This window comes from Geotoga petraea (genome assembly GCF_900102615.1).
Classification (GTDB): domain Bacteria; phylum Thermotogota; class Thermotogae; order Petrotogales; family Petrotogaceae; genus Geotoga; species Geotoga petraea.
On sequence record NZ_FMYV01000006.1, the window covers coordinates 123,264 to 138,310 of the forward strand.

Annotated in this window: 16 protein-coding genes; 11 read left to right on the plus strand and 5 right to left on the minus strand. The window is 24.4% G+C overall.

The annotated features are described in order from the left end of the window. Positions 1–235: 235 nt before the first annotated feature. The 4 genes from BLS00_RS08115 to BLS00_RS08130 all read right to left on the minus strand — a co-directional run bounded on the left by BLS00_RS08115 (position 236) and on the right by BLS00_RS08130 (position 3,965). Positions 236–1,141, minus strand: coding sequence for an IS3 family transposase (locus BLS00_RS08115; RefSeq protein WP_109606641.1), 906 nt, complete (start codon positions 1,139–1,141; stop codon positions 236–238). Beyond that, complete coding sequence (locus tag BLS00_RS08120; RefSeq protein ID WP_091404665.1) at positions 1,036–1,788, minus strand: helix-turn-helix domain-containing protein; 753 nt, start codon at positions 1,786–1,788, stop codon at positions 1,036–1,038. The genes BLS00_RS08115 and BLS00_RS08120 overlap by 106 nt, the downstream gene beginning before the upstream one ends. A 203-nt stretch (positions 1,789–1,991) precedes the next feature. Further along, positions 1,992–2,210, minus strand: a complete 219-nt coding sequence (locus BLS00_RS08125; protein ID WP_010731340.1) for a heavy-metal-associated domain-containing protein — start codon at positions 2,208–2,210, stop codon at positions 1,992–1,994. Positions 2,211–2,597: 387 nt separating this feature from the next. After that, a complete protein-coding gene (locus BLS00_RS08130; RefSeq protein ID WP_091404668.1) occupies positions 2,598–3,965 on the minus strand; it encodes a hypothetical protein in 1,368 nt (455 codons plus the stop codon). Positions 3,966–4,330: 365 nt separating this feature from the next. Here BLS00_RS08130 and BLS00_RS10835 point away from each other — a divergent pair, with 365 nt between their 5' ends. The 5 genes from BLS00_RS10835 (at position 4,331) to BLS00_RS08150 (ending at position 10,300) form a co-directional block, all read left to right on the plus strand. Continuing rightward, positions 4,331–4,462 carry a hypothetical protein gene (locus BLS00_RS10835; protein ID WP_259699996.1) on the plus strand — a complete coding sequence of 44 codons (132 nt, stop codon included), beginning with the start codon at positions 4,331–4,333 and terminating at the stop codon, positions 4,460–4,462. A 156-nt stretch (positions 4,463–4,618) separates the two neighbouring features. Next, positions 4,619–5,839, plus strand: coding sequence for a radical SAM/SPASM domain-containing protein (locus BLS00_RS08135; RefSeq protein WP_176759876.1), 1,221 nt, complete (start codon positions 4,619–4,621; stop codon positions 5,837–5,839). 12 nt (positions 5,840–5,851) lie between these two features. After that, positions 5,852–7,507 carry an ATP-binding cassette domain-containing protein gene (locus tag BLS00_RS08140; protein WP_091404673.1) on the plus strand — a complete coding sequence of 552 codons (1,656 nt, stop codon included), beginning with the start codon at positions 5,852–5,854 and terminating at the stop codon, positions 7,505–7,507. Positions 7,508–7,833: 326 nt separating this feature from the next. Further along, a complete protein-coding gene (locus BLS00_RS08145; RefSeq protein WP_091404674.1) occupies positions 7,834–9,054 on the plus strand; it encodes an MFS transporter in 1,221 nt (406 codons plus the stop codon). 22 nt (positions 9,055–9,076) lie between these two features. Further along, positions 9,077–10,300 carry an MFS transporter gene (locus BLS00_RS08150; RefSeq protein WP_091404677.1) on the plus strand — a complete coding sequence of 408 codons (1,224 nt, stop codon included), beginning with the start codon at positions 9,077–9,079 and terminating at the stop codon, positions 10,298–10,300. A gap of 4 nt (positions 10,301–10,304) precedes the next feature. Here BLS00_RS08150 and BLS00_RS08155 read toward each other — a convergent pair whose 3' ends face one another. After that, positions 10,305–10,847, minus strand: a complete 543-nt coding sequence (locus tag BLS00_RS08155) for a hypothetical protein (RefSeq protein ID WP_091404679.1) — start codon at positions 10,845–10,847, stop codon at positions 10,305–10,307. A gap of 334 nt (positions 10,848–11,181) precedes the next feature. Here BLS00_RS08155 and BLS00_RS08160 point away from each other — a divergent pair, with 334 nt between their 5' ends. The 6 genes from BLS00_RS08160 (at position 11,182) to BLS00_RS08180 (ending at position 15,022) form a co-directional block, all read left to right on the plus strand. Continuing rightward, positions 11,182–11,478: a hypothetical protein gene (locus tag BLS00_RS08160; protein ID WP_091404681.1), complete on the plus strand. Its 297-nt coding sequence runs from the start codon at positions 11,182–11,184 to the stop codon at positions 11,476–11,478. Positions 11,479–11,510: 32 nt separating this feature from the next. Next, on the plus strand, positions 11,511–11,660 hold the full coding sequence (locus BLS00_RS10610; RefSeq protein ID WP_167849062.1) for a hypothetical protein: 150 nt from the start codon (positions 11,511–11,513) through the stop codon (positions 11,658–11,660). Then, positions 11,657–12,337, plus strand: a complete 681-nt coding sequence (locus tag BLS00_RS08165) for a hypothetical protein (RefSeq protein ID WP_091404684.1) — start codon at positions 11,657–11,659, stop codon at positions 12,335–12,337. The genes BLS00_RS10610 and BLS00_RS08165 overlap by 4 nt, the downstream gene beginning before the upstream one ends. A 404-nt stretch (positions 12,338–12,741) precedes the next feature. Continuing rightward, positions 12,742–13,464, plus strand: coding sequence for an ABC transporter ATP-binding protein (locus tag BLS00_RS08170; RefSeq protein WP_240724370.1), 723 nt, complete (start codon positions 12,742–12,744; stop codon positions 13,462–13,464). Beyond that, the gene (locus tag BLS00_RS08175; RefSeq protein ID WP_240724371.1) at positions 13,461–14,222 is read left to right on the plus strand and encodes an ABC transporter permease; all 762 of its coding nucleotides are present in this window, start codon (positions 13,461–13,463) and stop codon (positions 14,220–14,222) included. The genes BLS00_RS08170 and BLS00_RS08175 overlap by 4 nt, the downstream gene beginning before the upstream one ends. After that, a complete protein-coding gene (locus tag BLS00_RS08180) occupies positions 14,216–15,022 on the plus strand; it encodes an ABC transporter permease (RefSeq protein WP_091404687.1) in 807 nt (268 codons plus the stop codon). Before BLS00_RS08175 ends, BLS00_RS08180 begins: the two co-directional genes overlap by 7 nt. The last annotated feature ends 25 nt before the right edge of the window (positions 15,023–15,047 follow it).

The following is a 15,047-nucleotide window of genomic DNA, read 5'->3' on the forward strand; positions in this document are numbered from 1 at the left end:
CCCTGAACTGACCCCTGTCAAGTAGACAGATAAAAAAATAAGTTTTTTTGAGACTAGAATTATCTAGTCTTTTTTTAATTACAAAATACAAATATTTTTTTACAGTTAGCTATTTTTTGTCTCTTTGCCTTAGGATATATAATCGGGATTCATCCCGATTATATATCCTAAGGCAAAAGTGTCATCACTTAACGAACTGCAACAACTTTAGTCATTTTAAAATCTAATAAACTATCTATTTAGTATTCACTGGTATCTTTAACCCCATAGACAAAGAAACCCGTTTTGAGTTATAGAATTCAATGTAAGTATTAATAGCATCCTCTAGGTCTTCAAAAGTTTCAAAGTGCTTTCTTCTATAACATTCATCCTTAAGGATGCCCCAGAAACTTTCCATAGGCCCGTTATCAATACAATAGCCTGGTCTCGACATACTTTGTATAACCTCATTTCTCTTTATATATTCTTTGAACCAATGGGAAGTATACTGATAACCACGATCACTATGTATCAAGGTCTTATTTGGTAACAGTTGACCTTCAATTTGCTTAAATGTTTCAGCTACGAGGTGGTTGTTATTGGAAATTCCTAATTTCCACGCAATAATTTTCTTCTCACCATAATCCAAAACTGCACTCAAATAGGCTTTAGAGTGGTTATTGTATTTTAATTCTGTTACATCAGTTAACAGGACTTCATTTGCTTTATACATTTTTTTGAATTCGCGATTTAACACATTTTCAGCTACATTTTGTGGTTTATGCGGTTTATAGTGGTATCGTTTCTTACGAATAACTGATTTTATACCTAAATGAGTCATTACTCTGTATACACATTTATGATTAGCTTTCTCCTCACAATAGTGATTTAAATAAATCGTCATTCTCCTATATCCATATATACCATTAACTTCTTCATTCACGTCAATAATTGTCTTCATGATATTATTTAAGCGTATTTCCTCAGCCGTCGGCTTTCGTTTTAACCACTTATAATATCCAGCACGACTAACCCCTAATACCTGACATAAAAGAGTTATTTTGAATCCTTTTTCTTTGAGGCAGGAGATGGTTTGAAATTCCGCTTCATATCGTGCTCTTTTAATATCGACCCTCTTTCTATCTCCTCGAGCTTTTTTAATACCGCATTCTCTGTTTTTAAGTACTCATTTTTAGCTTTTAAAGCAGCTATTTCTGTACGTAACTGTTCAGTTTCAGTTTGAATCGTAGAAGGTTTTCGGCGTCCTCGCCCATCTATTAGGCCTTCACTTCCATGTTTTTTATATTTTTGAACCCATGAGTAAACGTTATTATAAGATACTTGATATTTTTTGGCTGTTTGCACATATGATAAGTTATTGGATAAACAATCCTTGACAATTTCTATTCGCTCACTGGTCGTTGTTTTTCTCATTTTCATAGTGTACACCTCGGGTTTCGTACTGTAACTCTTACTACTTTTACCCTCAGTATACTTCATTATCCAATAACTTACAGTTGATACAGCAGGAACATTGAATCTTAGTGTTAGATCTCGAAGAGATCCCTCATCATTTAAATAAGCATTAACTACCTTTTGTTTAAATTCTTCAGAATATATATTATTTAATTTTCTAGGTTTCAAGGCCTCTAAACCATACTTTCGATATTTATTAACATATTGATAGAATATTGTATTATGTATCGATAACCCATACTCTTTTACCAAAGTTGGATAATTTATACCATCTTTGATGAACATCAGAATATATTTTTCTAACACATCTGCAGAATATACTTTTCTATTCATAAAAAAATCCCCTCTAAAGTAGACTTATTTTATTAAGTGTCTACTTTAGGGGGAGCATATCACCCCCTTATTTATGTTCCATTTTTAAAATGTAATCAAAAAAATTGATATGTTTTTATTCATTTGATAGGAAAAGATAAATTAAATACTAAACCCCACTCAAAAGTTAATTAAAGGGATAACATTAAGTGGAAAAACTGGAGTTATTTAACTACAGGGTGACCTACTTTTTTTAATTTATCAGCAATGTCGTCAAGAGTTACTCTGGAATCATCATAAGTTACAGTTAATTTTTCCGCAAAAAAGTTAGCCTCTGTACTTTGAATTCCCTTTAATTTTTTCAAAGCTTTTTCAACTGTTGTTGCACATGAAGGGCAATCCAAACCTTCCACTTTTAGAACATCAGTTTTTGCTGAATTCATTTTAAATTCCTCCCTTTTATTTAAGTAAAACGATAATACTTTTTATTACCAATTTCACAATTACATTGTATAGTGTAATAGTATTGTTGTCAATTCCTATATCTTATATTAATGACTGTCCTTTAATTAATCTGCTACATAGGTACAAATACAATAATTCGAATACCTCGATACAGTATAAGTCATAACAATAAGGTCTGTTTTCCAGTATGTCACACACTTTTTCCATGTATTGTGCCATAAATTTTCTTAGCTCTTGTTCGTTAGACTATTTTAACTTTCTCACGTATCTCTCGTATTTAATTGATACATTTATGACACTTAGTATTCCACCAGATATTCCGATTTGAACACTAATTATTTTTAAACTTTAAAAAGATAATTCCACTATAAAATCCGAAGACCCTTAATTTTAAAATCATTTTCTAAATATAGAATGGGATTTTTATACTTATAAAAAATAAAATTGATCAATTGTTTCAATGGATAAGTGATGTTTACTTTTATCAATTTATCTTTATTTATATATTTTATTATCTGCAATAGATTGATTTCGTTTCTATAATAATTACTCAAGTAAGAAATGAAAAGTTCTAAAAATTGTTTTTCTTTAGATAAAGAAAAAAATCTTTTGGCATTTTTTCTAAATTTATTGTCTATAAAGTCTTTTTTTATTTCAGTAATTACTTCTATCGGGAGATCAATATCAAAATCAAACTCTAAATTTTTTAAAATTTTATTCAAAGTTATCGATTGAATATTATCTCTTTTTTCTAATAAAAAATCTTTTATCGCTCTTGAAGAAACGTTCATATTTTCAATAGAAAAATTCTTTTCAAAAATAAATTCTTTTAGAAAGTTTCTCAAATTTTTAGTATTTTTGTAGTATTTAGGGGAATCACACAAATAATAATTATCTATATATTTTATTAATTCTGGGAATTTATTTTTTATATAAATTTTTTTATCATTATTTAGATTAGAGTAAATTTTTGAAATAATAAAAATATTATCATAAAAAATGTTCAAGTTAGATCTTTTTTGTACGGTTAAAACGGTATCAAAAGTATTAAAAATCTTACTTTGAAAATCTTCAAAATAATAACCAAGATAAAATAATAAAGGGAAAGTAAATTTTAAAGATAATTCAATGTTTTCATATCTTAACCACCAACAAATGTTATTCAAAGCTTTAGTTATTCCAGAAGGGTTTGGAACATCTTTTAAAATATAAAAAGCATCAAGATTAAGGTTTTTAGATTCTATATAGTTTTTTTCATTTCTCTTTTTTCTTGCTTCAGCCATAAACATATAGGCTTTATCCACTGGAAATTTATCATATTCATAACTCCAGGTTCTAACCTCTTCTAAAGATATATAATCATAATAAACCTCTCTTGTGATATTTAACGACCCTATAATCAATGGTCTAACATAATTGGGAGTTCTTGAGATTCCTTTTTTTAATTCAATAAAAACATCTTTAATCTCATTTTTTTTAGATAATTTAGTTAGAACATCCATTTTTTCTATTAATAAAAGATAATAAATATTTTTTTTGTTTACTGTTGATAAAGAATCATTAATTTTTAACAAAGCTTCATTATAATTTCCACTCCATTTTAATTTTATTGCTTTTAAGTATTTTATTTCATCATCATATATATTTGTGTTTGAAAAATTGAGGAAATAATCAATAAAAGGTTTTATAAATTGACCATAATCCAAAACTCTTAATAATTTTTTTATGTACATTTTGACTCCTTTATGAAACTTTTATTAAAATTAAAGAAAATAAAAAGAAACTAAAAATTAACAAACAATAAAATAAATTAATTATTCATAAATTACAAAATTATTATGAAAATATTTATATTCAATTATAACATAATTATTTATTAATCAATTAAACAAAGGCTTTATAAATTAATGTTGATAAAAAATATCTTGAAAAACCTAATAAAAATTTTTTAATTCAAAAAATAAAAATCCTTTATTAATAGTATTTATATCTATTGTTATCTGAGTTGAAAATCATATAAAAAAGAGTATTATTAAAATATAAATGTAATAAAAAATAATATAAATGACATAAAAATAGTTATTGAGGAGGATAAAAAATGAAAAAAACACTATCTATTTTAATAATAATTATTTTAATTTTAAATGGTATTTTATTATTCGCTGGAGATGATGATGAAAATTCAAAAATTAATGGTGATGATATTTTAGTTAATACTCTAATAAAATGAAAGTAGGTGAATTTATGAAAATTCTAATTATTGAAAGCGAAAAGAGTTCTAATTATGAAATCAGAGGTTGTGGAACTAGAAAAACCCAACAAACTGTAATTCCTTAAAAATTTCAAGGCAGTAATTATAATTACTGCCTTTTTCATGAAGGGGTTTATGTATATCTATCTAAAAAATATAAATAAAATTCATTTTTATGGTAAATTCTTGTATATAAACAAAGCAAATAGTTGGTTAAAGCTTAATGAATTAAAGTCATTAATTTTTATCGAAATTTTAAAAGGGAATAATAATTTTGATGATCTTATAGATAAAGTATCTAAAAATAATTTTAACATTAATTATTTTACTTTTTCAAAAATTGTAATTGATGAAATGAAAGAAATATTAGAAATTTCTTTTAAAAAAAATAAAAGGAAAAAACTTATATATTCTGGTATAAAAAATAAATATTTTCCTTATAATATACAAATTTCATTAACAAATAAATGTTTACATAATTGTTTACATTGCTATAAATATTCTAATAGTATAAAAAATAAAAAGATAGATATTAATAAATTATTTTCTTTTTTTAATTATATCAAAAATAAAACTCCTGAAATCGAATTTTCTGGAGGAGAACCTTTTTTGTATGAAGAATTAGATGAAATAATTAATAATTATTATAATGACTTTTATTTTTCTATAATAACATCAGGAAATTGGAAAAATAACCCAAGTCCAAAATTGGTCGAAAAATTTGATAATATAAAATTAACATTATATGGTTATTCTAAAAAAACTCATAATTATTTTGTTGGAAATAAAAATTCTTTTAAAAAAGTTATAAAAAATATACAATATATTCAAAGATATAATAAAAATCTTACAATACAAACTCAAGTAAAGAGCAATGATATTGAAGAAATAGAGAATTTTATTAAATTGTCTATAAAGATTGGCATAAAAAATATAGTTTTTGGTGAAGTTTTAATGATAGGCAGGGCAAAAAGCAATAAAGATAACTTTAATAATTATGATTTTAATTTAATTAGAAATAATTTATTCTCTTTAAGAGAAAAATATAAAGGAATAATAAACATTTCATATATTGATAGTCCTAAAAATTTGAGTAAAAAAAATTTTTTTAATTGCAAAGCAGGTACTTTGAGTTGGTCAGTTCTTGAAACTGGTGATATTACTCCCTGTACTCTTTTAATAGATGAAATATTTTATTTAGGAAATATTTATTTAGAGGATTATAAAAAATTAATTAATTTAGGATTTGAAAAATACAACAACATTTATATCAATAACTTTGAAAAAATTAAAAATAAATATAAAAAAAAAGGAGAAAATATAAATAATATTTGTGGAAGTATTTTAAAAAAATAAGTAGGTGAATAGATGAAAATATTGAATAAAAAAATGAAAATGAAATTCGTTTTTATACTCACAGTATCAATATCAGTAGCGGTATTAAATGTAAGAATTCCATTTATAGCAAAAAATATGCTTAATCATGCAATTGATTTAGATTTTAAAAGTATCAAAAAAAGTACAATTAGTTTAGTTTTAACCATAGCAGGAATATTAATAGCAGAATTATTAAGGAAATTTAGCATGACGTCGTACAAAAAAGATCTAATTAATACAATTAGAGAAAAAATAACAGAAGGATTACTATATAAACCTTTTAATATTTTTCATAAAAGAAAAAATCAAGAGTATATTTCAATATATAATAACGATATAAACGAAATAGTAAATAATTATTATATACAGTTTATAGATATATTATTCAATTTATTCTCAATAATAATATATTCAACTTCTCTATTTGGGCTACATCCATTAATAGCATTAGTGGTATTAATTACAAATGCAATTCCATTATTAATACCTATAATTTTCAAAAATAAACTTAATAATGAAAAACAAGAATATTTAGATAGTTTAAGAAGGTACAATATATCTCTTGGAGATATAATAAATGGTTTTTTGAATATAAAAACAAACAATGTAGAAGAAAAATTCAAAAATAATTCTAAAAAATTATCTAATGATTCAAATAAAAAAATGCAAAAATATGAAAATACTAATTCGAAATCTCAAATAATTATAGGATTTTTTTCTTATTTCAACTACATATCTATAATAATAGTTGGAGTTTATTTAATAACAAAAAATCTCATGACTGCAGGAGGACTTCTTGCAGCTGTAGGGGTTTCGGAAATGCTTGTTGGCCCTGTAATAAGTATCTCCTATCAATTGAATATATTCAATAGTATAAAAAAAGTAAAAACATCTTTATTTGAAGAATTTAAAATTATAGAGAATGAAGAACCAAAAATTTATATGAATGAAGATATAGAAGAAATAGAAATAAAAAACTTAAATTTTAAATATGATGAAAATCATGCTTTGAAAGACATAAATCTTAAATTTGAGAAAAATAAAAAATATCTTATTTACGGTAAAAATGGAAGTGGTAAATCTACTTTATTTAAGTTAATATCTAAAATATATGGAAATTACTCAGGGGATATTTTGGTAAATAAAAGACCTTTAAAAAAAATAGAAGATAAATCTTATTATGAAAAAATAGGAATTATTTTTCAAAAACCTTTTATGTTTAATGATACATTAAAAGAAAATATTTTTTTATATTCAAATTATGAACAAAATAGATTAAACCAAATGATAGAATTAATGAATCTTCAAAGAATAGAAAATGATATATATAATGACAAAGATTTTAAAGATAGTGAAGGTAATTTATCTGGAGGAGAAATACAAAAGATAAATATTTCAAGAGTTCTTTTAAAGAAATCAAAATTTTTGATTATTGATGAAATAACTTCCGCATTTGATGTTAAGAGTGCATATGAATTAGAAAAATCATTATTAGATAACAAAAATCTAACTCTTTTGAATATTCAGCATAAACTGAATCGAGAATTAATAGATTTATATGATGAAATAATCATATTAGAAGATGGCAAGGTTAAAAATATATTGAAAAATTCTAAAGAAAAAGAGTTGATTTTAAATGAATTATAATTCAAGGTATAAAGATGAAGAGCCTTATAATACCTTAAAAATAATAAAAGAAATTGGGGCTCAATATAGTAAGAGAAGCAACTTTAAGTGAAGCAAAAAAAATAGATTTTGATAAAAAGAAAATATAAAAGTAATTAAAAAATGTGATTAATAAAGAATTTTATTTTCTGAAAAAATGAACCAAAATATTATTATTTTAGGAGGAAACCAAATGGGTTTTATTGATTAACATAAACCAGCATGGTATAAATCAAAGTTAATTATGAAATAAAAATAAAATAGGTATTCAATACCTAAAAATTAATTTTGATTATGGTGGTGAAAAGATGAATAAAAATTTTTATATATACATAGCGGGAAGATTCACATCAGGATTTGGAGATTCTATTCAAATAATTGGTTTCCCCTTGTTGATCTTGGATTTATATGGTTCAGCAAAAATAATGGCTTTGGCTACAACAGTGATTATGATAACAGAAATAATGATAAGACCTTTTCTCGGAGTTATAGCAGATAATTTAAATAGAAAAAAATTAATGATAAATACAGACATAGTAAGTGGATTACTTTGCTTAATTATGGCTTTTGTTGCTTATAAAGATATGTTGAGTTTGCCAATAATAATAATATATCTTGTTATACAGTCATTTGTGAGCACATTATTTGATTCTGCAAGTTATGCTTTAATGCCAGAGTTAGTAGAAGACAAAAAACTTGAAAAAGCATATTCTTATATGACATTAATAAATAATATTTCTTCTATAAGTGGCCCTATAATAGGAACTATGCTTTATAGTTTTTTAGGCATAAAAATACTATTATTAATAAATGGTATATCGTTTTTAATATCAGCTGTAACTGAAATACTTATAAAATATACTTACAATAAAAATGGAAAAACAAAAAATATATTAAAAATTAAATATATAAAAAATATAAAAGATGGATTTGTGTATATGTTAAAAAGTAAAAAAATAAAATACGTTGTATCTGTATCAATGATAAATTCATTTTTTATAATCATACCAATTTCCCAGTATTTTGCATTTTTTTTCAAGGAAAATGGATTCGAAAATTATTATGTAGGTATTGCAAGTAGTGTAATGACAGCAGGCTCTTTAATAGGGGCCACAATGATAATATTTATTAAAAAGAATTTTAACAACAAAAAAAGTTTTGTTGTCTCTTTCATAATCTTCTCCATCTCTTTTATATTGTTTGGAATAACCCTTGGAATAAATATGCAAAATGAATTGTTTAAATTCATTATATTATCTATATGTTTATTTATAAATAGTTTTTTTATGCTTTCTTCAAACGTTATAGTGAATTCAGCTTTTCAAAGGAGTTTACCAAATGAAATGAGAGCGAGAATAGGATCTTTCAGATATTTAACAATGCAAATAGCTATGCTTTTAAGTGTTATAGTGGGTGGATTTTTACTCGATTCAAAAGGGAGTGTAGTATATATTCTTTCTTTTGGTTTTATATACTTATTTATTATATTATTTTTTATATTTCCGAGATACAAGGTTTTACAAAGCTAACAGGTTCTTTCGGAGGGATTAGATGAACAAGAACTTTTATCTTTATTTAAGCGGAAGATTTGTTTCCAGATTGGGGGATTCAATACAGGAAATAGGATTTCCTTTATTAATATTAAAAATGTATGGAACTGCAGCAGCGCTTGGTTCTACAACGATATTTATAGCTATAAGCGATATTGTTGTAAAACCTTTTGTGTCAGTTATTGCAGATAAATATAATAAGAAAAATATAATGGTATCTATAGACCTTTTAAGTGGAGTGTTGTGTTTATTAGTTGGATTTCTTGCCTTAAAAGATATTTTATCATTACCATTGATTATAATATATCTAATAATACAATCTTTTATAAGTTCTCTGTTTCTTTCTGCGAGTAGAGCTATGGTTCCAGAAATAGTCAAAGAAAATAATTATGAAAAGGCATACTCTTTAATGTCAATTTCAGATAATTTATCCAGTATCTCTGGACCCGCTTTAGGGGCTATGTTATTTGCTTTTTTTGGAATAGAATACTTACTTTTTATAAATGGAATCAGTTTTATAATATCCGGAATAAGTGAGCTTTTTATAAATTATGAATTCAAAAATAAAAAAATAAAATTAAAAGAAATAAATTTTTATAAAGAGCTGAAAGAAGGTTTAACTTATTTAATCAAAAGAAAAAAATTAGTGTATTTTTCTCTTACAAATGTCATTTTATTTAGTTTTTCAATACCAATAACAGCGACTTTCTTACCATTGATGTTGCAAAGAGATGGTGGATTTAATAACTCTTACATAGGTTTTTTTAAAAGTGTTTCAACTCTTGGAACATTAATCGGGGCTACTTTATTGTTGTTTTTCAGAAAACATTTAGGGAGTTTCAAATTCTTTGTTTCTTCATATCTATTGATAAATTTAAGTATGTTTATGATAGGGATAACAATATCCATGAATATAGAAAATAAAATACTACATTTTATAATAATAGCTCCTTTTATATTGATGATAGGATTCTTTGTAATATCCTCCAGCGTATTGATAAGTTCTAATTATCAAAGGAATGTAGATAATAAAGTTAGGGCTCGTATTGGAGATTTTAATGTAATGGCAATAGAAATATCCTCTATATTTTCTATATTAATGGGAAGCATATTATTAGACAGAATATCATCAAGAACTTATATAATATTAGTTTGTGCTATAAACTTGGTTCTTTTATTGACATATGTTTTTCCTGGATACAAAAAGTACATTCAAAAAGATTAAAACTCTATTTCCAAAATTCTATGGTAAGCATAAAACCCAGATTTCTTAAATAATCCCATTGCCAATCACCTTTTAGATTGACAGAGTTTTCAACATAATCAAAAGCTCTCTTTAAGTCATTATCATCTGCAACTTTAACCACTAAATCATCAAAAGTTTTTTTTAAAACAATATTTTTATTATCTGTATATAAATAAGTATCCACATTAACATTTTTAGATAAATCTAAAAAAACTGGCAACGATTTAATATCAGAAGTGCTAATAAACCCATTTTTAATACCATGTTTTTTTAAGATATAAACTAAAATATCATAGTTAAATTCAATGAATTCATCCAAAACAAAAAACTGTGTAATATAGTTATTATCATCAAGAGAATAATAACCAACCTTATTATTCTCTAAATAAACCAAATAAAATTTTGAATTTTCTACTGTTAAACTTTCCCACATATCATCCATAGGCGCTATTAAAGAATCTTTGTATAAAGATATAAAATCTTCAATCAAATTTTTATCAATTGATTCAGTATAAAAATTAATCATAATCTTCTCCTTTCAAATAAAATACTACATATATTATAGCAAGTGTTTGAAAAAAAAGTTAATTGAAATAAATAATCAGAAACTCAATATTCAGAATAGTTTACTCTCGACACAGATTTGAAACAAAATGGCTAATCTATATATCAAGGTAATTACATAGATTTCACAAAGTTCAAAAAAATTAATTGATCAACATTTCATTTTGTAACATCCGTAACCTTTTATAGATAAGGTTTTCCGAAGGTCATTTTCAATTTTGATGTCATATAGATTTCTGTATAATTATAGTAATAAAAATATCTGGCCAGATAAAATAAATAATGGAGGTTTAAAAATGAATAACGCTATAAGTGATAATACTTATAATTCTAATGGTGATTATACATCTGTAAAAGGTTTTGAAAATTCAATGAAAGTAGAACAAAAAGAAAATGATAAAAAATATCAAGAATATAGACATCAAGCTGAAAATAATGTTTTTGCTAAAACTTCTACTGTAGCGGGTGCAGCTTCTTTGGGAAATACTGTAGGAAAATTGATTAGTTTAGGAATAGGGATATCTAACCCATTAATTACTATTGGTGGAACTGCTGTTGGTATATGGGCGGGGTTACAAATGATAAAAGATTAGAATAAATAAGTATTATAAAAGGAGTTCTAAAAATGTATAGAAATTTAGAAAAAATACATGATAATAATGGAAATTACTATGTTGATTTTTATATATTAGGCAAATTAATATTTAGAAAAGAGATAATTTTTAAAAATAATAGTATATATACAAACAAAATAAGAAAAGGAGCATATTTGTGAAAATAATAAAACCCTTAGTTGAGCAAAATACTAATGATAGAGTATTATCATTAATTACACAGACATTAATAGTGTTATTTTTTTATTTTTATGACAAAAAACATGTATTAAAATATGCTGTGGATAATGATATAGCTTATAGTTTTTTATTTCTATTTTCTGTTTTTACAGTCATATATACTTTTAGTGATCAAGTAAAAAAAGAATTTGGAATTATTTCTTTAATGGGAACTATGTTACTTATGGGGAATGTTTTTCTATTATTAATCATTCCAATATTATCTGGAAAGTTTATAATGGCATTAATATATATAGCGTTATTCGTATTATTTGATCCAATATTTTATTATAGAGTAATAAAAATACAGATAATAAAATCAGAAATAACATATGAAAAAATAAACGAAAAATACGAAAAAATGATGAAGACTTTTTCAAAAAACAACTTTGGTAAACAACTAAAATTACCAACAGAAATACTAGTGCAATTAATAAAAATATTGTTGATAACCTATGCGTTTTATAAAAACATTGATTTAATGTATATAATATATTATTTAATAATATTAATTCTAATTAGCGTAAGTATATTCCGAGATAAAAAAATAAACGTTATAAAATTAATAAATGTAGTAATAAACACACTGGTTATATATTCAATAGTAAGTCTAATATAGAACAGGACGAGCTAATGATAGCTTGTTCTGTTTATTATTTAAGCGTATTGAATTGTTTTTGTTTCAAATTCAATTTATTTTATATGTATATTATTTATTATAGACCATATTATAGCAAATATTTACAAAAAAGTTAATTAAAATAAATAATCAGAAACCCAATATTCAGAATAGTTTACTCTCGACACAGAATCGCAACAAAACAGCTAATCTATATATCAGGGTGATTACATAGATTTCACAAAGTTCAAAAAAATTAATTGATCAACATTTCGTTTTGTAACATTTGTAGCCCTTTACAGATAAGGTTTTCCGAAGGTCGTTTTCAATTTTGATGTCATATAGATTTCTGTATAATTTAAAAGAATAATACGTAATTCTTTTAAAGGATGGGGAGGATATATATGATTAAAGTTAATGAAGTTAGTAAATCATTTAATAATAGTAAAGTATTAAATGGAATTTCTTATGAGATTAAAGATGGAGATTTTGTATTGATCACAGGTGAAAATGGTGCTGGAAAAAGTACACTTTTGAAAATATTAATAGGTCTTTTAATACCAGATTCTGGAGATGTTCAAATTGATAATTTTAATGTAAAAAAAGATTGGAAAAAGATATCAAAAGAAATAGGAGTGGTAATGTCTAATGAAAGAAGTTTGTATTGGAAGCTTTCTGGAAGAGAAAATTTAGATATATTTGGTGGGATTTATGGTGTTAAAAGAAATAAAAAGAAAGAAAAAATAATTGAACTATTGAGATATTTTAATTTAATCGATCATATAGACAAACCAGTAGAAAATTATTCTACAGGGATGAGAAAAAAATTAATGCTTTGTAAGGCATTGATTCATGAACCAAAGACATTATTTATTGATGAAGCTTTAAACGGGTTAGACCCAAAAGCAACTGAAGAAATGATTTTTTATTTGAATAAACTAAATGAAAATGGTTTGACTATAATCATGATAAGTCATATTCTTCATGGTTTTAATGATGACATAAAAATAATGCATTTAAAAGATGGGAAAATTGATTTCATAAAAAGAATGAAAGAAATAAAAAATAATTCAAATGGCGATATTTATAGCTATTACTCCAATATTTTAAGTGAAGGTGAAAAATGATGATAGAAATTTTTTATCTTGTGAAAAAAGATCTAAAAATAAGAAGCAAATATAAATCTATTTGGTTAAATATGGCTTTAACTCCTTTTTTTATGATATCTCCATACGTTTTTTCAACAAAGTTAATTGGTACAGAGTCATTATCTCAGGAAGTATTAATTGGAACACTTCTTTGGTATTGGTTGACTCAATACTTTTTTGGAGTTGGTGATGGTTTTGGAGAAGAAAGAATGGAAGGCACATTAGTAACTATTATTATATCTCCAGTGAAATTATCTACCTTTTTATTTGCTAAAGGGTTTGACACTTTGATAATGAACTTATATTTATCATTTTTCACATTTTTATTTTTTATATTTAATGGAATAAAAATTAATAACATTGTTCCAATTTTTGTATTGTTGCTGATAAGTGGTTTATACATAACATTTTTTTCATTTTTTTATGCCGCGTTAGCTTTGTGGAAAAGAAGAATAAATAGTATAAATACAACCATTCAATACTTTTTAGGAGTTTTTTCAGGTATGACGACAGATATAGGCCTGTTTCCGATATATCTAAAAGCAATTTCATATATAATTCCTTTAAGTTATCTTATATCGATTGGAAGAAACATTATTAATAGCAATTTTTCTAATAATATAATTTCATTTTTAATTCTAAATATAGTTAGTTTCACATATCTATTTTTGGGTTTATATTTATTAAAAAAAGTGGAAAATCAAACTCGAAAATCTGGTGGGTGGGAATCATGGTAAACAGTTTATTTCTAACAAAAGCAAATATTTTAAATGCTAAAAAATATAAAATTGATTGGTACGGGCAATTTCTAACCCCTTTACTTACAATTTTGCCAGTTGCTTTCATGCTTTATTTTGGAACTAAGTCTGGAATGATAGGTTTTTTTTCAAAAGAAAAAAGTTTTATAGAAATGATGGGGTTTATTATCTTGGGAGCAGCTTACTGGAATTATGTAGAAGTTTTATGGAATGTTATTTTTCATCTTAGATATCTTATGAAAGTTGGACAATTAGAAGAAATATTTATAATGCCAATTAGTTCTTTTGGATATATATTTTCCTGGTCTGTTATGGGTTTTTTAAAAGTAACTGTTGAATCAATACCTATTTTGATATTATCTATCATTTTTAGTATTACTGATTTTACTATTTATAATTTTTTAATGTCTATTTTAGTTTTGATAATTTCTATAATAGCATCTTTTGGTTTTGTATTCTTATTTTTTGGGTTGACATTAAAATTAAAAGATGGAGATGAGTTGGTTAGTTTATTAGGAAATGCATCGCCTTTAATTGGTGGAATGTTTTTTTCTGTAACTATTTTGCCATTTGGTTTAAGAATAATATCATATATTTTTCCTTTCACTTGGGGACTTGATTTAGTAAGACATTTTTTAATAGGTACAGAAACAATTTTGGATATTAAAAATCAGTTCATAGTATTAATTGCTTTAACATTATTTTATTTATTTTTAGGGATCGTATCTTTTGTTGTTTTAGAAAAGAAATCTCGAAAAAATGGACTGCAGGGATTTTAGTTAAATAAATCATTATTTTTTCATG

Bases quoted from the DNA above. Each gene is read 5' to 3' on its own strand.
- BLS00_RS08175 (WP_240724371.1), top strand. From the start codon at position 13,461: ATGATGATAGAAATTTTTTATCTTGTGAAAAAAGATCTAAAAATAAGA.
- BLS00_RS08130 (WP_091404668.1), bottom strand. From the start codon at position 3,965: ATGTACATAAAAAAATTATTAAGAGTTTTGGATTATGGTCAATTTATA.
- BLS00_RS08150 (WP_091404677.1), top strand. From the start codon at position 9,077: ATGAACAAGAACTTTTATCTTTATTTAAGCGGAAGATTTGTTTCCAGA.
- BLS00_RS08155 (WP_091404679.1), bottom strand. From the start codon at position 10,847: ATGATTAATTTTTATACTGAATCAATTGATAAAAATTTGATTGAAGAT.
- BLS00_RS08125 (WP_010731340.1), bottom strand. From the start codon at position 2,210: ATGAATTCAGCAAAAACTGATGTTCTAAAAGTGGAAGGTTTGGATTGC.
- BLS00_RS08140 (WP_091404673.1), top strand. From the start codon at position 5,852: ATGAAAATATTGAATAAAAAAATGAAAATGAAATTCGTTTTTATACTC.
- BLS00_RS08120 (WP_091404665.1), bottom strand. From the start codon at position 1,788: ATGAATAGAAAAGTATATTCTGCAGATGTGTTAGAAAAATATATTCTG.
- BLS00_RS10610 (WP_167849062.1), top strand. From the start codon at position 11,511: ATGTATAGAAATTTAGAAAAAATACATGATAATAATGGAAATTACTAT.
- BLS00_RS08160 (WP_091404681.1), top strand. From the start codon at position 11,182: ATGAATAACGCTATAAGTGATAATACTTATAATTCTAATGGTGATTAT.
- BLS00_RS08170 (WP_240724370.1), top strand. From the start codon at position 12,742: ATGATTAAAGTTAATGAAGTTAGTAAATCATTTAATAATAGTAAAGTA.
- BLS00_RS08180 (WP_091404687.1), top strand. From the start codon at position 14,216: ATGGTAAACAGTTTATTTCTAACAAAAGCAAATATTTTAAATGCTAAA.
- BLS00_RS08135 (WP_176759876.1), top strand. From the start codon at position 4,619: ATGTATATCTATCTAAAAAATATAAATAAAATTCATTTTTATGGTAAA.
- BLS00_RS10835 (WP_259699996.1), top strand. From the start codon at position 4,331: ATGAAAAAAACACTATCTATTTTAATAATAATTATTTTAATTTTAAAT.
- BLS00_RS08145 (WP_091404674.1), top strand. From the start codon at position 7,834: ATGAATAAAAATTTTTATATATACATAGCGGGAAGATTCACATCAGGA.